The organism is Branchiibius sp. NY16-3462-2, from assembly GCF_001594145.1.
In the GTDB taxonomy this organism is placed as follows: domain Bacteria; phylum Actinomycetota; class Actinomycetes; order Actinomycetales; family Dermatophilaceae; genus Branchiibius.
The window spans coordinates 129,074-144,911 of sequence record NZ_LVCF01000004.1; the positions used below are offsets into that span (position 1 = coordinate 129,074).

The window sequence follows — 15,838 nt, forward strand, 5'->3', positions numbered from 1 at the left end:
CGGTGCCCCGGCTGACGCTGCTGGTCACCAGCCCGCGTCTGCCTGCCGGGTTGCTCACCCGCGACGCGTGGACCGCCCTGCAGAGCGCCGGTGCGGTGCGAGCAGCTGATCTGGGCGACCCCACGACCGCTGCGATCGCAGCGAGCGGGATCCCGATCCGAGCGGGAGCCGCCGATGCCCGCGAACTGGCGCGATCGGCGTACGACGTGGTCTGGGTGGGTTCCCCCGATGGTGACCCGGGCCTGACGGACGCGCTGGCCCAGGAGTTGTCGGCGCTGGACGATCCGCCCGAGGTCGAGGTGCTGGTCGGCTCCTGGGATCCGCCGGGCGCCCGGTTGCTGGACGCGGTCGTGGCGATGGACGCGCTGCGTTCACCCGGCGGCTGTCCGTGGGATGCGCAGCAGACCCACGAGTCGCTGACCAAGTACCTGCTGGAAGAGGCGCACGAGACGGTGGAGGCGATCGAGACCGGATCCGCCGAGCATCTCGTCGAAGAACTGGGTGACGTGCTACTGCAGGTGCTTTTTCACTCCCGCATCGGTGAAGAAGCCGAAAACCCCTGGGATGTGGACGATGTCGCAGCCGGACTGGTCGCCAAGCTCGTCCGGCGGCATCCGCATGTCTTCGCCGACGGGGATGCGCAGACGCCCGACGAGGTCGAAGCGGCGTGGGAGCAGATCAAGGCGGCCGAGAAGCCGGAGCGCGGCGAGGACGATCTGCTCGCCGGGATCCCCGCGTCACTGTCCAGCCTGCTGATCGCGCAGAAGGTGCTGGACCGCGCTGCCCGCCGGGGTGTCGAGGTGACCCCCGACGCAGACCTCGGTGGTGCGCTCCTGGCGCTGGTGGCGCAGGCCCGCACTGACGGTGTGAGCGCCGACGCCGCGCTGCGCGACGCCTTGCGCAAACTGATGCCCTACTAAAGTGATCGGGTATGACGGTCCGACTGCACTGGTTCCTGCCGACCAACGGCGACTCACGCACCGATCTGAGTCTTGGCGACGCCGTGAGCGCGGTCAGTGGCACGGTTGGCCCGCCCGGTGCATCGCAGGTCACGCGCCGCGCACCCACCCTTGAGTATCTCGGCCAGATTGCCTGCGCAGCAGAGCAACTCGGCTTCGAGGCTGCGCTGACGCCAACCTCGAGTGCTTGTGAGGACGCCTGGGTCACAACAGCTGCTCTCAGCCAGGTGGCACGCAAGCTGAAGTACCTCGTGGCCTTCCGGCCCGGCGTACTCAGTCCCACCCTTGCCGCCCAGATGGCCGCCACGTACCAGCGGATCACCGGCGGCCGGCTGCTGCTGAATGTCGTGACCGGTGGTGAGGACATCGAGCAGCGCCGGTTCGGTGACGCGCTGGACAAGGACGCGCGCTACGCCCGCACCGGTGAGTTCCTGCACGTCCTGCGCGAACTGTTCTCCGGCGAACCGGTCACCTTCCGCGGCGAGCACCTGTGGGTGGAAGGAGCCGTCCTGAGCGGTGAATTGCACCGCCCCGACATCTATTTCGGCGGATCGTCACCGGCGGCGATCGAGGTGGCCGCCCGGTACAGCGACGTCTATCTGACCTGGGGCGAACTGCCGGAGCAGGTGACCGAGAAGCTCGACCGGGTGCGACTGGCTGCCTCGCGCTTCGATCGCGAACCACGCTTCGGGATCCGCTTGCACGTCATCGCCCGACCCACGGCCGACGAGGCGTGGCAGGTCGCCGACCGGATGCTGGCCGCGCTCGAACCGCAGCAGGTCCTCGCCGCCCAGGCGGCCCAGTCGAGCGCCCAGTCTGAGGGCCAGCGGCGGATGACCGCGCTGCACGGCGGGCGCCTGGAGAACCTCGAGATCTACCCCAACCTGTGGGCCGGGATCGGGTTGGTGCGTGGCGGTGCAGGTACGGCGCTCGTGGGCTCCTACGCGGACGTCGCCGACCGGATCGGCGAGTACCACGCTCTCGGCCTGGATGAGTTCGTGCTCAGCGGATATCCGCACCTCGAAGAGGCCTACCACGTGGGTGAGGGTGTGCGTCCGGCGCTCGCCGCCCGCGGCCTGCTTTGACCAAGCCCTGTCAGGAGTCACACATCTCAAAAGCCCGCTGGGCCCGGTTGTTACCCGCGAGTCACCCGATAGGCTCAAAACAGCCCGTGTAACCCTCAAACCCAGGAGCTCCAGTGGCCAGCATCGACGGCATCATCGCCCGTGAAATCCTCGATTCCCGCGGCAATCCGACGGTCGAAGTGGAGGTCCTGCTCGACGACGGCGTCGTGGGTCGCGCGGCAGTCCCCTCCGGCGCATCGACCGGTGCGTTCGAAGCGGTCGAGCGCCGCGACGGCGACAAGAAGCGCTACCTCGGCAAGGGCGTCCAGGACGCCGTCGACGCCGTCACCGAGGACATCGCCCCGCACCTGCTGGGCTACGACGGCAGCGAGCAGCGACTGGTCGACCAGGAGATGATCGAGCTCGACGGCACCCCCAACAAGGGCAAGCTCGGCGCGAACGCAATCCTCGGTGTGTCCCTGGCTGTCGCGCACGCCGCCGCCGACTCCGCCGGTCTGCCGCTGTTCCGCTACGTCGGCGGCCCGAACGCGCACCTGCTGCCAGTGCCGATGATGAACATCCTGAACGGCGGTTCGCACGCGGACTCCAACGTCGACATCCAGGAGTTCATGATCGCGCCGATCGGTGCGGCGAGCTTCCGTGAGGCACTGCGCTGGGGCGCGGAGGTCTACCACGCGCTCAAGGGCGTGCTGCACGACAAGGGTCTGGCCACTGGCCTGGGCGACGAGGGTGGGTTCGCCCCGAACCTGGATTCCAACCGCGAGGCTCTGGACCTGATCCTCGAGGCCATCAAGAAGGCCGGTTACAAGCCGGGCAAGGACATCGGGCTGGCTCTCGACGTCGCGGCCAGTGAGTTCTTCGACAAGGGCAAGTACACCTTCGAGGGCGAGAAGAAGACCGCCGAGCAGATGTCGGCCTACTACGCCGACCTCGTCGACAACTACCCGCTGGTCTCCATCGAGGACCCGCTGAACGAGGACGACTGGGACGGCTGGAAGACCTTGACCGACGAGATCGGCGACAAGGTGCAGCTGGTCGGCGACGACCTGTTCGTCACCAACCCCGAGCGCCTGGCCAAGGGCATCGACGGCGGCATCGCGAACGCGCTGCTGGTCAAGGTCAACCAGATCGGCACCCTGACCGAGACCCTCGACGCGGTCACCCTGGCGCAGTCCAACGGCTACCGCTGCATGATGTCGCACCGCTCCGGTGAGACCGAGGACGTCACCATCGCCGACCTGGCCGTCGCGACCAACTGTGGCCAGATCAAGACCGGTGCGCCGGCCCGTAGCGAGCGCGTGGCCAAGTACAACCAGCTGCTGCGCATCGAGGAGGAGCTCGACGACGCCGCGGTCTACGCCGGCCGTAGCGCGTTCCCCCGCTTCAAGGGCTGACACTTCGCCGCCGCCCGGCCCGCCTCCACGACGAGGTGGGCCGGGCGTCGTACATTCTGATGGTGGTGAGCGCAGGTCCGTCCAGTCAGCGCCGTACGGCCAAGTGCGCGTCGCGGCCAGCCAGCCGACCCCGTTCAAGTACGCCGACCACCCGGCCCAGCGTCAAACCCACCGTGGCGTCGGCGCCCGCCCCAGCCCCTCGACGGACGCCTCGCTCCATGCGGCGCATGGTCGGCATCGGTGCCCTACTCCTCTTCCTGGCGGTGCTGTTGACCCCCACGGTCCGCGGCTACCTCGGGCAGCGTTCGCAGATCAACCAGGCCCAGGCGCAGGTCGAGGCCCAGGAGAAGGATATCGCCGCCAAACAGGGTCAGCTCAAGCAGTGGAACGACCCGAAATACGTTCAGGAGCAAGCCAAGTCGCGCCTCGGCTTCGTGATGCCGGGTCAGACGCTGACGGTCACGGTGGACAAGAACGGTCAGGCGCGTCAGTCCGCGGGCACGGACGTCATCCCAGCGAAACCGACGCAGCCGTGGTACGGCCAGCTGTGGTCCTCGGTGCAGGGCGCCGCCGCCAGCAGATGACCGTCTCCGACGAAGACCTCGCTGCGGTCGAGCAGCAACTGGGCCGCACCCCCCGCGGTGTCGTGGCCATCGCGGCGCGATGTCCCTGCGGTTGCCCGGCCGTCGTGCGCACGCTGCCCCGGTTGCCGAACGGCACTCCGTTCCCGACCACCTTCTACGCCACGTGTCCCCGGCTGACCGGCGCGATCAGCACCTTGGAGGCCAGTGGCCTGATGCGCGAGATGTCGCAGCGGCTGCAGGAGGATCCGGACCTGGCTGCCGCGTACCGACGGGCGCACGAGGACTATCTGCGCCGCCGGGCCGAACTGGGTGACGTCCCGGAGATCGAGGGGATCTCGGCCGGCGGGATGCCCGACCGGGTCAAATGCCTGCACGTCCTGGTCGCGCACTCCCTGGCCGCAGGCCCCGGCGTCAACCCCTTCGGTGACGAAGCCCTCGCGGCGCTGCCCCAGTGGTGGGCGAACGGTTGCTGCGGCGTTCAGGGATAGCCGCCACTCGTCGTACGCTAAGCGCGCCCTCGTAGCCCAATCGGCAGAGGCAGGCGACTTAAAATCGCTCGAGTGCGGGTTCGAGTCCCGTCGAGGGCACCAACGACGTCGACGCGTCTGGTGAACCCGTCGTCACGGCGGATGCTTCGAGGTATGACTTGGGACCGCGGCGGGTGAGTCCAGTATCAGAACGCCAAATTAAGAAAACTCGTCGCTGGCCTGAGAGCCGGCCATCTTCTCGACTGCAACGCAGGGTGCGCTATCGGTCGCCCGGGGGCTGTCGGTGCCCAGTTTTAGCCTCTTGGCTATCTCGATGTGGTGATCGGCCGATACCGCATCCCAACGAAAGGACGAGCGATGGTATCGCTGGTCGTTGAGGTACTAACTGGTAAGTGGGGCGGTGTGGTCACTGGCACCATCTTCTTCGCTTTGTCTTTCGTTCCAGGCTGGTTCGCCAATAGGCGGCACGCACGGCTCGTTCAGGCAAGAGCAGGAGTGGATCAGCGCAACATCAGCCGTACGCGGATCGATGGCGACAACAACTGGGTCGTCAATCGACAGACCAACACCAACATCCGCTACGAGGACAAACGGCGCGTAGACATTCACCACAACTCGTCGACGACCGGGCCTGCCCCGTGGGGCGTGCTGGTCGTCGCGGTGGTTGCCGCTGTCGTGGGAGCGGTGATCATTGCGACTTTTGGATTTACGCTGATCCAGCTCATCGTCCAAGCGACGTTCGGAGCAACACTGGGCGTTCTCGTTCTACAACTTGTGCGTTCACGATCCTTATCGCGCATTAGATGGACCGCGGGAGCGGCGGCGGTGTGCGCTGGCGCACTCATGGTGGCGTCCCAGTGGGCTCCAGCAGCGCGTTTTCATGGACGCAACCTTGCTGACGTACATAAGTCGCTGGTCGGCGGTGATCCAGTCGCGGAATGGACCGCGATGAGCGGGGTTGATCACTGGGTCGCTAGTGTTGCGCTCGTTTCTGCAGCACTTATCCTGAATGCCGCCTTCGTCACATTGATCCTGAGCTGGCGTGCGTTCATTCTGGGCTGGCACGACGAAGAGCACCGCGGAAACCTGGTGGCCGAGAACCCCTCATACGGGCTGGGGCTGTTTTCGGGAATCGCTGCCACGGTGCTGCTCGTCGGATCGGCGTTGATCGTATCCAGCGGGGTAGTGACGCCGTTCGTCTACCAGTGGAGTGTTCACACCACGGCAGCAGTAGGCCACTAGACGGCCGCAATCACTCGACGGTCGGTGAGTTCGAGTCCCGTCGAGGGCACCAACGCACCGGCGTTCCCTGGCAGGCTGGACGGATCCGATGCGAAGGAGCCCGGTCATGTCACCCATCGTTCCCTGTATCTGGTTCGACAACGACGCCGTCGACGCTGCCGAACTCTACGTCTCCTTGTTCCCCGACTCACGAATCATGCGAACGGTCGACTATCCCACCTCGGCCGAGGAGGGCCTGGCCGATTTCCAACTCGACCGGGCCGGAATGGTCTTGACCGTCGATTTCCAGCTGGCCGGGCTGCCGTTCATGGGGCTCAACGCCGGGCCCCAGTTCCACCCGACACCCGCGCTGTCGTTCATGGTCAACTTCGATCCGTCGCAAGATCCCGACGCGCGAGCTTCCTTGGACCGGGTCTGGGCCGCTCTCAGCGACGGCGGGCAGGTCCTCATGGAGCTGGGCGAGTACCCGTTCAGCCCCCACTACGGCTGGGTCAATGACAAGTACGGCGTGAGCTGGCAACTCATTCTGACCGACCCCGCGGGGGAGCCACGTCCGCACATCATGCCCAGCTTCCTGTTCAGCGGCCCCGTCACCGGGAAGGCGCAGGAGGCAATTGCCCACTGGGGCAGTCTGTTCGAGGGTTCGCATCCCGGCCAGATCGTCACGCGACCGGAGGCGGAAGGCCATGCCCCGGCCGGCTCCCTGCTCTTCGGTGACTTCACCCTCGGAGACCAGTGGTTCGTGGCCATGGACTCGCCGGTGGAGCACGCTTTCACCTTCACCGAGGGTCTGTCGCTGATCGTCTACGCCCATGGTCAGGAGGGGATCGATCACTTCTGGGCGGGCCTGTCGCACGTCCCCGAAGCTGAGCAATGCGGTTGGTGCAAGGACCAGTTCGGCGTTTCGTGGCAGGTCACGCCGGACAACTTCGAGGAGCTGATGAGCCGGCCGGGGGCCTACGCGACCATGATGCAGCAGCACAAGATCGTGATCGACGAGTACTAACTACTCACAACTCTGCACAACATCCGCGAGTACGGGACCGCTGCCGCTAGCGTTCGGGTCAGCGACCGAAGGAGAAGGTAGCCATGACCCAACCCGTCACCGAGTCCGCTCTCAGCGTCGAGCAGAACGGTCTCAACACCGTCCCCGACGCCGAGCACAAAGGCCAACCCCGAGAACTGTTCTGGCCCTGGTTCGCCGCCAACATCTCCGTCCTGGGGATCGCCTACGGCGCCTACCTGCTGAACTTCAAGGTCTCCTTCTGGCAGGCGGTCATCGTCGGCCTCCTGGGGATCTTCGTCTCGTTCCTGCTGTGCGGGTTGGTCGCGCTGTCCGGCAAGCGGGGGCATGCCCCGACGATGACGTTGTCGCGAGCCGCCTTCGGGGTCAACGGGAATCGGCTCCCGTCATTGATCTCGTGGCTACTCACCGTGGGTTGGGAGACCGTCCTGTGTTCGCTGGCGGTACTGGCCACGAGCACCGTCTTCAACGAACTCGGCTGGAGCGACGGCACCGCGACGAAGGTCATCGCGATGATCGTGGTGGCTGCGCTGATCGTGGGCGGCGGCGTCATCGGCTTCGACTTCGTGATGAAGCTGCAGCAATGGATCACCATCATCACCGCGGTGCTCACCGTGGTCTACGTGATCCTGGTCGTCGACCAGATCCACTGGTCCACCGTCAGCGCTATCCCGGCCGGGGGAGCGCCACAGGTGATCGGCGGCGCGATCTTCATGGCCACCGGCTTCGGGTTGGGCTGGGTCAACGCGGCCGGCGACTACTCCCGCTACCTGCCCAGCTCTGCCTCCAGCAAGGGCGTCGTGGGATGGACGACCCTCGGCGGCGCGCTCGGTCCGGCGATCCTGTTGATCATCGGTCTGTTGCTGGTCGGCTCCTCACAGGACCTCGGCCAGGCGATCAACAACGACCCCATCGGCGCTCTGGCGTCGGTCCTGCCGAACTGGTTCCTGCTGATCTTCCTGGTGGTCGCCATCCTCGGTCTGATCGGGGGAGCCGTCCTGGACATCTACTCCTCCGGGCTGGCGCTGATGAGCGTCGGCGTCCACGTGCCGCGACCGGTGGCCGCCGGCATCGACGGCACGATCATGATCCTGGGCACCATCTACTTCGTCTTCATCGCAGACAACTTCTTCTACCCGTTCCAGGGGTTCCTGATCACTCTTGGTGTCCCGATCTCCGCGTGGTGCGGGGTCTTCCTGGCCGATCTGCTGCTGCGTCACAAGGGCTACGCCTCGCGCGAACTCTTCGACCCGAACGGCCGCTACGGCAACGTCAACTGGGTCTCCGTCGGCCTGGTTGTCGTCGGCACCGCCGTCGGGTGGGGACTGGTCACGAACACCGCGGCCAACTGGTTGCAGTGGCAGGGCTATCTCCTCGGCCCGATCGGCGGCAAGGAGGGCGACTGGGCGGGCGCCAACCTGGGGGTTGTCGCGGCGCTGCTTATCGGCTTCGTCGGCTACCTGCTGCTCGGCCGTCGCAGCGTCCGGGAGCAGGAGGCCATCCCGCTGGATGAGTCCGAGGCCAACCTGGACATCGAGGAGCCGGCCCCGTGAGTGAGCGCGAAGTGCTGATGCTTATCGACATGCAGGCGGTGTTCGCGAAGCCGCCGAGCCCGTGGGCCTCGGGCCAATACCCGCAGGCCGAGGGTCACGCGCGGCGCCTGCGAGCGGCGTACTCCGATGACCGTACGGCGATCACCCGCTACCTGCCGCCCGATCCGGTCACGGGGGCCTGGGGTCCGTACTTCGAGGTCTGGCCGTTCGCGCTGGACCCTGCGCAGGCCGACTACTCGCTGATGCCCGGTTTCGAGCCGCGGGGCGCCACGCTGATCGAACGCACCACCTTCGGCAAGTGGGATGCGGAGTCGCAACGCGCGATGGGCAACCCCGACGCCATCGTGCTCGCCGGGGTCAGTACCGATTGCTGTGTGCTGTCGACCGCGCTGGCTGCTGCCGACGCAGGGGTGCGGGTGCGCGTCGCCGCTGACGCGTGCGCAGGTGCCAGCCCCGCCGACCACCAACGAGCGCTGGACGCGATGGCGCTCTACGCACCATTGATCGAGATCACCGACACCGACACCGTGGTGCAGGGATCGTTATCAGTGTGAGATCGGCCGGTCGGCACAGATTGGCTTCGCGAAACGTTGCACCACACAGATAATGATGTGAGCCAACGAGAAGGGATCCCGTGATGGCGAGCAATCCGGTGTTTGACCGGTTCGACAAGGACTTGAGTAAGGGCGAGTACGCCTCCATCGGTCAACCGCAGTACGGCCAGTACGCCCAGCCGCAGCAGCCCGGTATGCCGGGTGGGTGGGCCCAGCAGGCCCCCGCCGCGGGTGCGGCTGCCTACCAGCAGAACCTCGAGGACCTCTACAACTCCCCGTCGGCCACGGCCGCGCAGACCCGCCGCATGACGATGAATGACGTCGTGATGAAGAGTCTGGGTCTGTTCGCGATCCTGGTGGCCTTCGCCGCAGGGGCCTGGTTCCTGTGCGACCGCAACCCCTCGCTGACGGTCCCGTTCTGGATCGGTGGCGCGGTCATCGGCCTGATCCTGGTCTTCATCATCTCCTTCAAGAAGGTGGTGTCGCCGCCGCTGATCGTGGCCTACGCCGCCGTCGAAGGTGTCTTCCTCGGCGCGATCAGCCGCACCTTCGAGAACGTGTGGCAGGGCGTCGTCATCGAGGCGGTCATTGCCACGCTGTGCGTCTTCGTCGGTATGTACGCGCTGTTCTTCTCCGGTGTCATTAAGGTGACCGAGCGCTCCCGCAAGATCTTCATGATGGCGCTGTTGGGGTACGTCCTGTTCGCCGTGGTGAACGCGATCCTGGTCTGGACCGGCGTGCTGTCCGGCTTCGGTGTGGGCGGCAACGGGCCGTGGGGCATCCTGATCAGCGTCTTCGCCGTCGCACTGGCCGCCTACTCGCTGGCCGTCGACTTCGACAGCATCCAGCGCGGGGTGCAGGCCGGTCTGCCGGAGAAGTACTCCTGGCTGATGGCCTTCGGTCTGATGGTCACCCTGGTGTGGCTGTACGTCGAGTTGCTGCGTCTGTTCGCCCGGATGCGCGACTGATCACCGACACCGACCCCGGCGCCGAGTTGGCCCGGATCGTCCGCCGCTGGCACGAGTTGCCGCAGGAGCGGGCCGCCGGGCTGGCGCCCACCGTGCACGAGGTCACGCAGGCCCTCGCCGACGAAACGGCGAGGGCCTGCGGGCGCCCGGCGATCGACGTACCCCAGCTGGGTGTGAGCGTCCTAGCCGACCAACTACGGGTCATCACGTACGACGCCCTGCAGGCTGGTCTGGACCCCACCGAAGTCGCGGCGCGGCTGACCGCCCTGCGCCGCACGATTGCCTGAACACACGAAAGGGCCTGATCGCTGTCGCGATCAGGCCCTTTCGTATGCGGGAGAACTCAGCTCAGGCGTTCGTAGATGATGGCCATTCCCTGGCCGCCACCGACGCACATCGTCTCCAGACCGAACGTGCCGTCAACGGTCCGCAGACCGTTCAGCAGGGTCGTCGTGATGCGGGCACCGGTCGAACCGAACGGGTGGCCCAGCGCGATCGCACCGCCGTGGATGTTGAGCTTGTCGTAGTCCATCTTGAGGTCGTCGGCCGACGGCAGCACCTGCGCCGCGAAGGCCTCGTTGATCTCGTAGAGGTCCAGGTCGCCGATGCTCATTTTGGCGCGCTCCAGTGCCTGGTTGACCGCGCCGACCGGACCCAGGCCCATGATCTCGGGGGACAGACCGGTGACACCGGTGGAGACGACGCGGGCCAGTGGGGTGATCCCCAATTCCTTGGCCTTGGTGTCGCTCATGACGACCAGTGCGGCCGCGCCGTCGTTCAGCGGGCAGCAGTTGCCGGCGGTGACGGTGCCGTTCTCGCGGAAGACCGGGTTCAGGGCCGAGACCTTCTCCAGCGTGACCCCAGCGCGCGGGCCGTCGTCGGTGCTGACGACCGTGCCGTCGGGCAGCGTGATCGGGGTGATCTCGCGCTCGAAGAAGCCGGCCTTGATGGCTTCCTCGGCGCGGTTCTGGCTGCGGACACCCCACTCGTCCTGGCGCTCGCGTGAGACACCGCGGGAGGTCGCGACGTTCTCAGCGGTCTGACCCATTGCGATATAGACGTCGGGCAACTGGCCGTCCAGCCGCGGATCGGTCCAGGTGGCGTTGGTCTTGGCGGTCTCCTCGGTGCGGGCGATGGCCTCGGCGAACAGCGGGTTGCGCCAGTCGTCGGCGGTGCCACCGGCTCCGGAGAAGTTCGCGTAGCGGGACACGCACTCCACACCGGCGGAGATGAACACATCACCCTCACCGGCCTTGATCGCGTGCGCGGCCATCCGGGTGGTCTGCACCGAAGAGGCGCAGAACCGGTTGACGGTCGCACCCGGCACGGAGTCCAGGCCCGCAAGGACCGAAACGACACGGGCCATGTTGGCGCCCTGTTCGGCCCACGGCTCGGCGCAGCCGAGGTAGAGGTCATCAATGGTGGTGGCGTCGAGCTGGGGCACCTGCCCGAGCGCGGCACGGACGATCTGGGTGGCCAGATCGTCAGGGCGGATCGTCGTCATCGATCCCTTGAAGGCGCGTCCGATCGGAGTGCGGGCGGCGGCGACGATTACTGCTTCGGTCATGGGTCCTCCGTCGTTGCAGGGTCGGCTTATTCTACGGCTGGTGACCGGCCGGTAGCGGTGTGGTCCCGTCCGTGGACGTCTCCTCGGCGGTCCCCTCGTCGGTCGCCGGTTGCCCCGGTGCCTGGCCCGGCTCCGGCTTGGGTGCGGACGAGCGGCGCAGCAGCGTGGCCCACCGACCCCGCGAACTGTGTCCCGCACCGTCGACCTCGGTGGCGGTGACTTCGGTCCCCGGATGGCTCACGGCACGTTTCGCGGCGACGCTGACGGGACTGACCGCCGGCTCGACACCGGTTCCCAGCCGGCTCAGAACCGGGCGGACGTTGGTGTGTTCGCCCAGGGCATCGAGCACGCTGGGCAGCAATGCCGCTGCCACGCGGGCGTATCCGGCCGGCGAGGGGTGGAACTGGTCGGCGGAGAACATCACCTTTGGGGTCGCTTTGAACTCCGGCCCCAGGAAGCCGCCGAGTGAGATGGTGCGGCCACCGTGCTCGACCACGGCGACCGTCTGCGCGGCAGCGAGGTCGCGCGACAGATGCTGGGCCAACAATCGCAAGGGCTGGGCGACCGGGCGGACAACGCCGAAATCCGGGCAGGTGCCCACCACGACTTCGGCCCCCATGTCGCGCAACTCATCGACCGCTTCGATCAGCGATCGGACGGCTGCGGCCCGCGGCGTGCGCTTGGTGACGTCGTTCGCGCCGACCATGATCACGGCCAGTTGGGGCGCCGAGCCCTCCCGCACGAGTTCCATCTGGCTGGCCAGATCTGCGGACACCGCACCGACCACAGCGAAGTTGCGCAAGTCGACCGGGCGGCCGGAGAACGCCGCCACGGCGGTGGCCACGATGGCGCCCACCGTCTCGTGCGGAGCATCGACGCCAAGACCACGAGCAGAGGAGTCACCCAGGACCACCATGTGCAGCGGCTCACCAGGCCCCGCGCCGTACCGGCCCGAATCCTCCAGACCCTCACCCCACGGCGTACCCACGACTCGCCGGGCCCATTTGGCCTCGCCGACCAGCACACCCCATGCGGTGGCAACGCCAGCCGCGCCCAGGCCGCCGCCGTAAGCAGCCGCGGCAGCGATCTTCTGTGCTCGTCGTGCGCGTCCCATGGGTCACCTCCAGTACCTGTGAACTTAACGCAGCACACCGACAGCGGGGTTCCGCGGTGGCCGGGTGGGAGACTGCCAGGGTGAAGTACGCCGAACACATCGCTGACCTGGTCGGCGACACCCCCCTGGTCAAACTCAACAACGTCACCGACGGCATCGACTGCACGGTCCTGGCCAAGGTGGAGTACGTCAACCCCGGCGGCTCGGTCAAGGACCGGATCGCGCTGCGGATGGTCGAGGCAGCCGAGCGCAGCGGTGCCTTGCAACCGGGCGGCACGATCATCGAGCCCACGTCCGGCAACACCGGCGTCGGGTTGGCGTTGGTCGCCCAACGCAAGGGCTACCAGTGCATCTTCGTGTGCCCGGACAAGGTCAGCGAGGACAAGCGCAATGTCCTGAAGGCGTACGGCGCCAAGGTCGTGGTCACGCCCACCGCGGTCGCACCGGACGACCCGGACAGCTACTACTCGGTGTCCGACCGCCTGGTCCGAGAGACGCCGGGCGGCTGGAAACCCGACCAGTACTCCAACCCCGAGGGTCCCAACTCGCACTATCACTCCACCGGTCCGGAGATCTGGGAGGACACGGACGGCCGGATCACCTCCTTCGTCGCCGGGATCGGCACCGGGGGGACCATCACCGGCACGGGCCGCTATCTGCGCGACGTCTCAGCGGATCGCGAGGGCGGCCGGGTGCACATCGTGGGCGCCGACCCCGAAGGCTCGGTCTACTCCGGCGGCACCGGCCGGCCCTACCTGGTCGAGGGGGTCGGGGAGGACATGTGGCCCCGCGCCTACGACCCGAAGGTGCCCGACGAGATCATCGCGGTCAGCGACGCCGAATCCTTCGCGATGACCCGGCGCCTGGCCCGCGAGGAGGGGCTGCTGGTCGGCGGCTCGTGCGGAATGGCGGTCGTAGCCGCCCTCAAACACGCGGCGACGTTGCCCGCGGACGCGATCGTCGTCGTACTCCTGCCTGATGGCGGACGCGGCTACCTGTCCAAGATGTTCGACGATGAGTGGATGGCCTCCTACGGGTTCCTCTCGGCCAGCGATGAGGTCAGCGTCGGTGAGGCACTCGCGCGCAAGGCGGGCACGTTGCCGGCGCTGGTGCACACCCACCCGAGCGAGACCGTGCGCGACGCGATCATGATCCTGCGCGAGTACGCCGTGTCCCAGATGCCCGTGGTCAATGCCGAACCGCCTGTGGTCGTCGGAGAGGTCGCGGGCTCGGTCAGTGAGCGCGAACTACTGGATGCGTTGTACGCCGGCCGTGCCCACCTGGCCGATGCCGTCAAGAAGCACCTGGAGCCGCCACTACCGCTGATCGGCGCGGGTGAGCCGGTCAGTGCGGCCCGCGAACTGCTGGAGAAGTGCGACGCAGTGATGGTGGTGGAGGACGGCAAGCCGACGGGTGTCCTCACCCGGGCCGATCTGCTCTCGCTGCTGATCGACTGAGTTCGGCCAGCGCCGCCTCGGCGGCGTGGAAGCCGGCCATCCCGTGCACGCCGCCACCGGGCGGGGTGGCGGCCGAGCAGAGATAGAGCCCGGGCACCCCCAGCGAGTAGGGATTGGTGGTAGCCCGGGGCCGGAAGACCAGTTGGCGGGCGGTGTTCGCGCCGGCGCCGATGTCGCCGCCGACGTAGTTGGGGTTGTAAGCCTCCCACTGCGCGGCATCCACGGTCGTGCTCGCGATGATCTGATCGCGGAAACCGGGCGCGAATCGCTCGATCTGTCGGGTGACGTGCTCTTGTGCATCGCCTGAATATCCCTGCGGCACATGGGCATACGCGTAGATCGGGTTGATCCCGTTGCCGCTTCTGCCGGGGTCGGCGAGGTACTGCTGCCCGAGCAGCACGAACGGCCGGTCAGGCATCCGGCCCCTCGTCGTCAGTGCCTCCGCGGCGACGATGTCCTGGGCCCGACCACCCAGATGCACTGTGCCGGCGCGACGTACCAGGGCGTTGGTCCACGGGATGTCACCCTCGATGGCGTAGTCGACCTTGAACGCGCCCGGCCCGTACCGGTACGCCTCGAACGCCCGGCGCACCCGACCTGGCAGCCGGTCGCCGGCGATCCGGAGGGCGCCCGCGGGTGCGACGTCCAGGATCACGATGTCCGGTCGCCGGTCGGTGTACTGCTCGAGTTGGTCCAGTCTGCTGATCGGTGCCCCGGTGATGATCCGGCCGCCCCGTTCCTGCAGCTCGGCGGCCAGTGCCCGGGCGATCGATTCGCTGCCGCCTTCGGCCACGGGCCACCCGACGGCATGGGCCGCGGTTGTCAGGAGAAGGCCGACGGCACTGGTCAGGGGCCCGCGCAGGTCGTCGAACGCGTGGGCAGCGACCCCGGTGAACAGGGCTTTGGCCGGGTCATCGGAGAACGCCCGCGCGGCGACCGTCGCCGGCAGCAGCGCGCCGACACCGAAGCGGCCGAGGACCAGCGGGTGGCGTGGCCGGTGGATGACCGGTTGGAAGACGTCCTCGACCAACCCGTCGAACTGCCGCACCAGGGGCTCGAAGATCCTCGCCCACCGGTCGCCGTCGATTTCCAGCGACTCCCGGGTGACGTCGAGATCGCGAGCCGCGACGCCGGCGCGACCGTCGTCGAGCGGATGGGCGAGGTCGATCTGCGGCCAGCGCCAGTGCAACCCGTGCCGCTCCAGGTCAAGAGATTGAAAGTACGGCGAGGCGACGCCCGTGGGGTGGAAAGCGGAGCAGACGTCGTGAAGGAGGCCCGCGACGGTGCGTTCTTCGGTGCGCATCCCGCCGCCGACGCGTTGGTAGCCCTCGACGACGGTCACCTCGAGGCCGGCCTGGGCCAGCCGGATGGCGGCGGCCAGTCCGTTGGGACCACTGCCGACAACCACGGCGCGGGCAGGGTCGTGGGAGGTCACCCGGTCAGCCTAGGCGGACGCGGTGATCGGCCTCTGACCTGCGGATTTGGTAGCCACACGAACCCTCGTCTAATGTCTTCCATGTCAGCCGCCGAGCGCGGCAGACAAGCCCGGAGCAGGACGCAGAACCGAGTTGGAAACAACCCAGTTCGCGTGATATGCTGAGGGTCCTCTCGGAGCCAAGCGCGCGAGGAACGGCCAGTCGGTCGGTCTGACGCCCAAGAGCCGAGAGGCAAAACATTCGCTTGACCGAGCAAAACCTTTCGGGGTTTCAGCTAGTCATGTCGGCGTGTTTCTTGAGAACTCAATAGTGTGTCGAGTGATTGATGCCAATTGTTTTTTGATTGGTTGTCAGCGAATAATTGTTGCCTGACGTTTTTGACGTTGGGTGCTCTTGTCGAGTTTGATTGCCAG

15 protein-coding genes and 1 tRNA gene are annotated in these 15,838 nt (G+C 67.1%); 13 read left to right on the plus strand and 3 right to left on the minus strand.

What is annotated here, in order from left to right; all coding sequences use genetic code 11:
- Positions 1-2: 2 nt before the first annotated feature.
- From AZH51_RS04235 to AZH51_RS04290, 12 genes are all read left to right on the plus strand, one after another.
- Positions 3-920 carry a MazG family protein gene (locus AZH51_RS04235; RefSeq protein ID WP_291521676.1) on the plus strand — a complete coding sequence of 306 codons (918 nt, stop codon included), beginning with the start codon at positions 3-5 and terminating at the stop codon, positions 918-920.
- Between the two features lie 11 nt (positions 921-931).
- On the plus strand, positions 932-2,044 hold the full coding sequence (locus tag AZH51_RS04240; protein WP_291521677.1) for an LLM class flavin-dependent oxidoreductase: 1,113 nt from the start codon (positions 932-934) through the stop codon (positions 2,042-2,044).
- Positions 2,045-2,157: 113 nt separating this feature from the next.
- A complete protein-coding gene (gene eno, locus AZH51_RS04245) occupies positions 2,158-3,438 on the plus strand; it encodes a phosphopyruvate hydratase (protein WP_291521679.1) in 1,281 nt (426 codons plus the stop codon).
- 218 nt (positions 3,439-3,656) lie between these two features.
- Entirely contained in the window at positions 3,657-4,022 is a 366-nt protein-coding gene (locus tag AZH51_RS04250; RefSeq protein ID WP_291521682.1) for a septum formation initiator family protein, read from the plus strand.
- The gene (locus AZH51_RS04255) at positions 4,019-4,510 is read left to right on the plus strand and encodes a DUF501 domain-containing protein (RefSeq protein ID WP_291521684.1); all 492 of its coding nucleotides are present in this window, start codon (positions 4,019-4,021) and stop codon (positions 4,508-4,510) included. The genes AZH51_RS04250 and AZH51_RS04255 overlap by 4 nt, the downstream gene beginning before the upstream one ends.
- Positions 4,511-4,535: 25 nt before the next feature.
- Positions 4,536-4,612: transfer RNA gene (locus AZH51_RS04260), tRNA-Leu, on the plus strand.
- 255 nt (positions 4,613-4,867) lie between these two features.
- On the plus strand, positions 4,868-5,752 hold the full coding sequence (locus AZH51_RS04265) for a hypothetical protein (RefSeq protein ID WP_291521686.1): 885 nt from the start codon (positions 4,868-4,870) through the stop codon (positions 5,750-5,752).
- Between the two features lie 106 nt (positions 5,753-5,858).
- Entirely contained in the window at positions 5,859-6,758 is a 900-nt protein-coding gene (locus AZH51_RS04270; RefSeq protein WP_291521688.1) for a VOC family protein, read from the plus strand.
- A gap of 83 nt (positions 6,759-6,841) precedes the next feature.
- Positions 6,842-8,329, plus strand: coding sequence for a cytosine permease (locus AZH51_RS04275; RefSeq protein ID WP_291521690.1), 1,488 nt, complete (start codon positions 6,842-6,844; stop codon positions 8,327-8,329).
- Entirely contained in the window at positions 8,326-8,883 is a 558-nt protein-coding gene (locus AZH51_RS04280; protein ID WP_291521692.1) for a cysteine hydrolase, read from the plus strand. Before AZH51_RS04275 ends, AZH51_RS04280 begins: the two co-directional genes overlap by 4 nt.
- Positions 8,884-8,966: 83 nt before the next feature.
- Complete coding sequence (locus AZH51_RS04285) at positions 8,967-9,851, plus strand: Bax inhibitor-1/YccA family protein (RefSeq protein WP_291521694.1); 885 nt, start codon at positions 8,967-8,969, stop codon at positions 9,849-9,851.
- Complete coding sequence (locus AZH51_RS04290) at positions 9,803-10,138, plus strand: hypothetical protein (RefSeq protein WP_291521696.1); 336 nt, start codon at positions 9,803-9,805, stop codon at positions 10,136-10,138. The genes AZH51_RS04285 and AZH51_RS04290 overlap by 49 nt, the downstream gene beginning before the upstream one ends.
- Before the next feature lie 56 nt (positions 10,139-10,194).
- Here AZH51_RS04290 and AZH51_RS04295 read toward each other — a convergent pair whose 3' ends face one another.
- Both AZH51_RS04295 and AZH51_RS04300 read right to left on the minus strand, forming a co-directional pair.
- Complete coding sequence (locus AZH51_RS04295) at positions 10,195-11,418, minus strand: acetyl-CoA C-acetyltransferase (RefSeq protein ID WP_291521698.1); 1,224 nt, start codon at positions 11,416-11,418, stop codon at positions 10,195-10,197.
- A gap of 31 nt (positions 11,419-11,449) precedes the next feature.
- Complete coding sequence (locus tag AZH51_RS04300) at positions 11,450-12,532, minus strand: SGNH/GDSL hydrolase family protein (protein ID WP_291521700.1); 1,083 nt, start codon at positions 12,530-12,532, stop codon at positions 11,450-11,452.
- An 80-nt stretch (positions 12,533-12,612) separates the two neighbouring features.
- Between AZH51_RS04300 and AZH51_RS04305 the strand changes: the two genes are divergently transcribed.
- Entirely contained in the window at positions 12,613-13,989 is a 1,377-nt protein-coding gene (locus AZH51_RS04305; RefSeq protein ID WP_291521702.1) for a cystathionine beta-synthase, read from the plus strand.
- Here the strand turns inward: AZH51_RS04305 and AZH51_RS04310 are convergent.
- Positions 13,952-15,424 carry an NAD(P)/FAD-dependent oxidoreductase gene (locus AZH51_RS04310; protein ID WP_291521704.1) on the minus strand — a complete coding sequence of 491 codons (1,473 nt, stop codon included), beginning with the start codon at positions 15,422-15,424 and terminating at the stop codon, positions 13,952-13,954. The genes AZH51_RS04305 and AZH51_RS04310 overlap by 38 nt on opposite strands.
- Positions 15,425-15,838 lie beyond the last annotated feature (414 nt).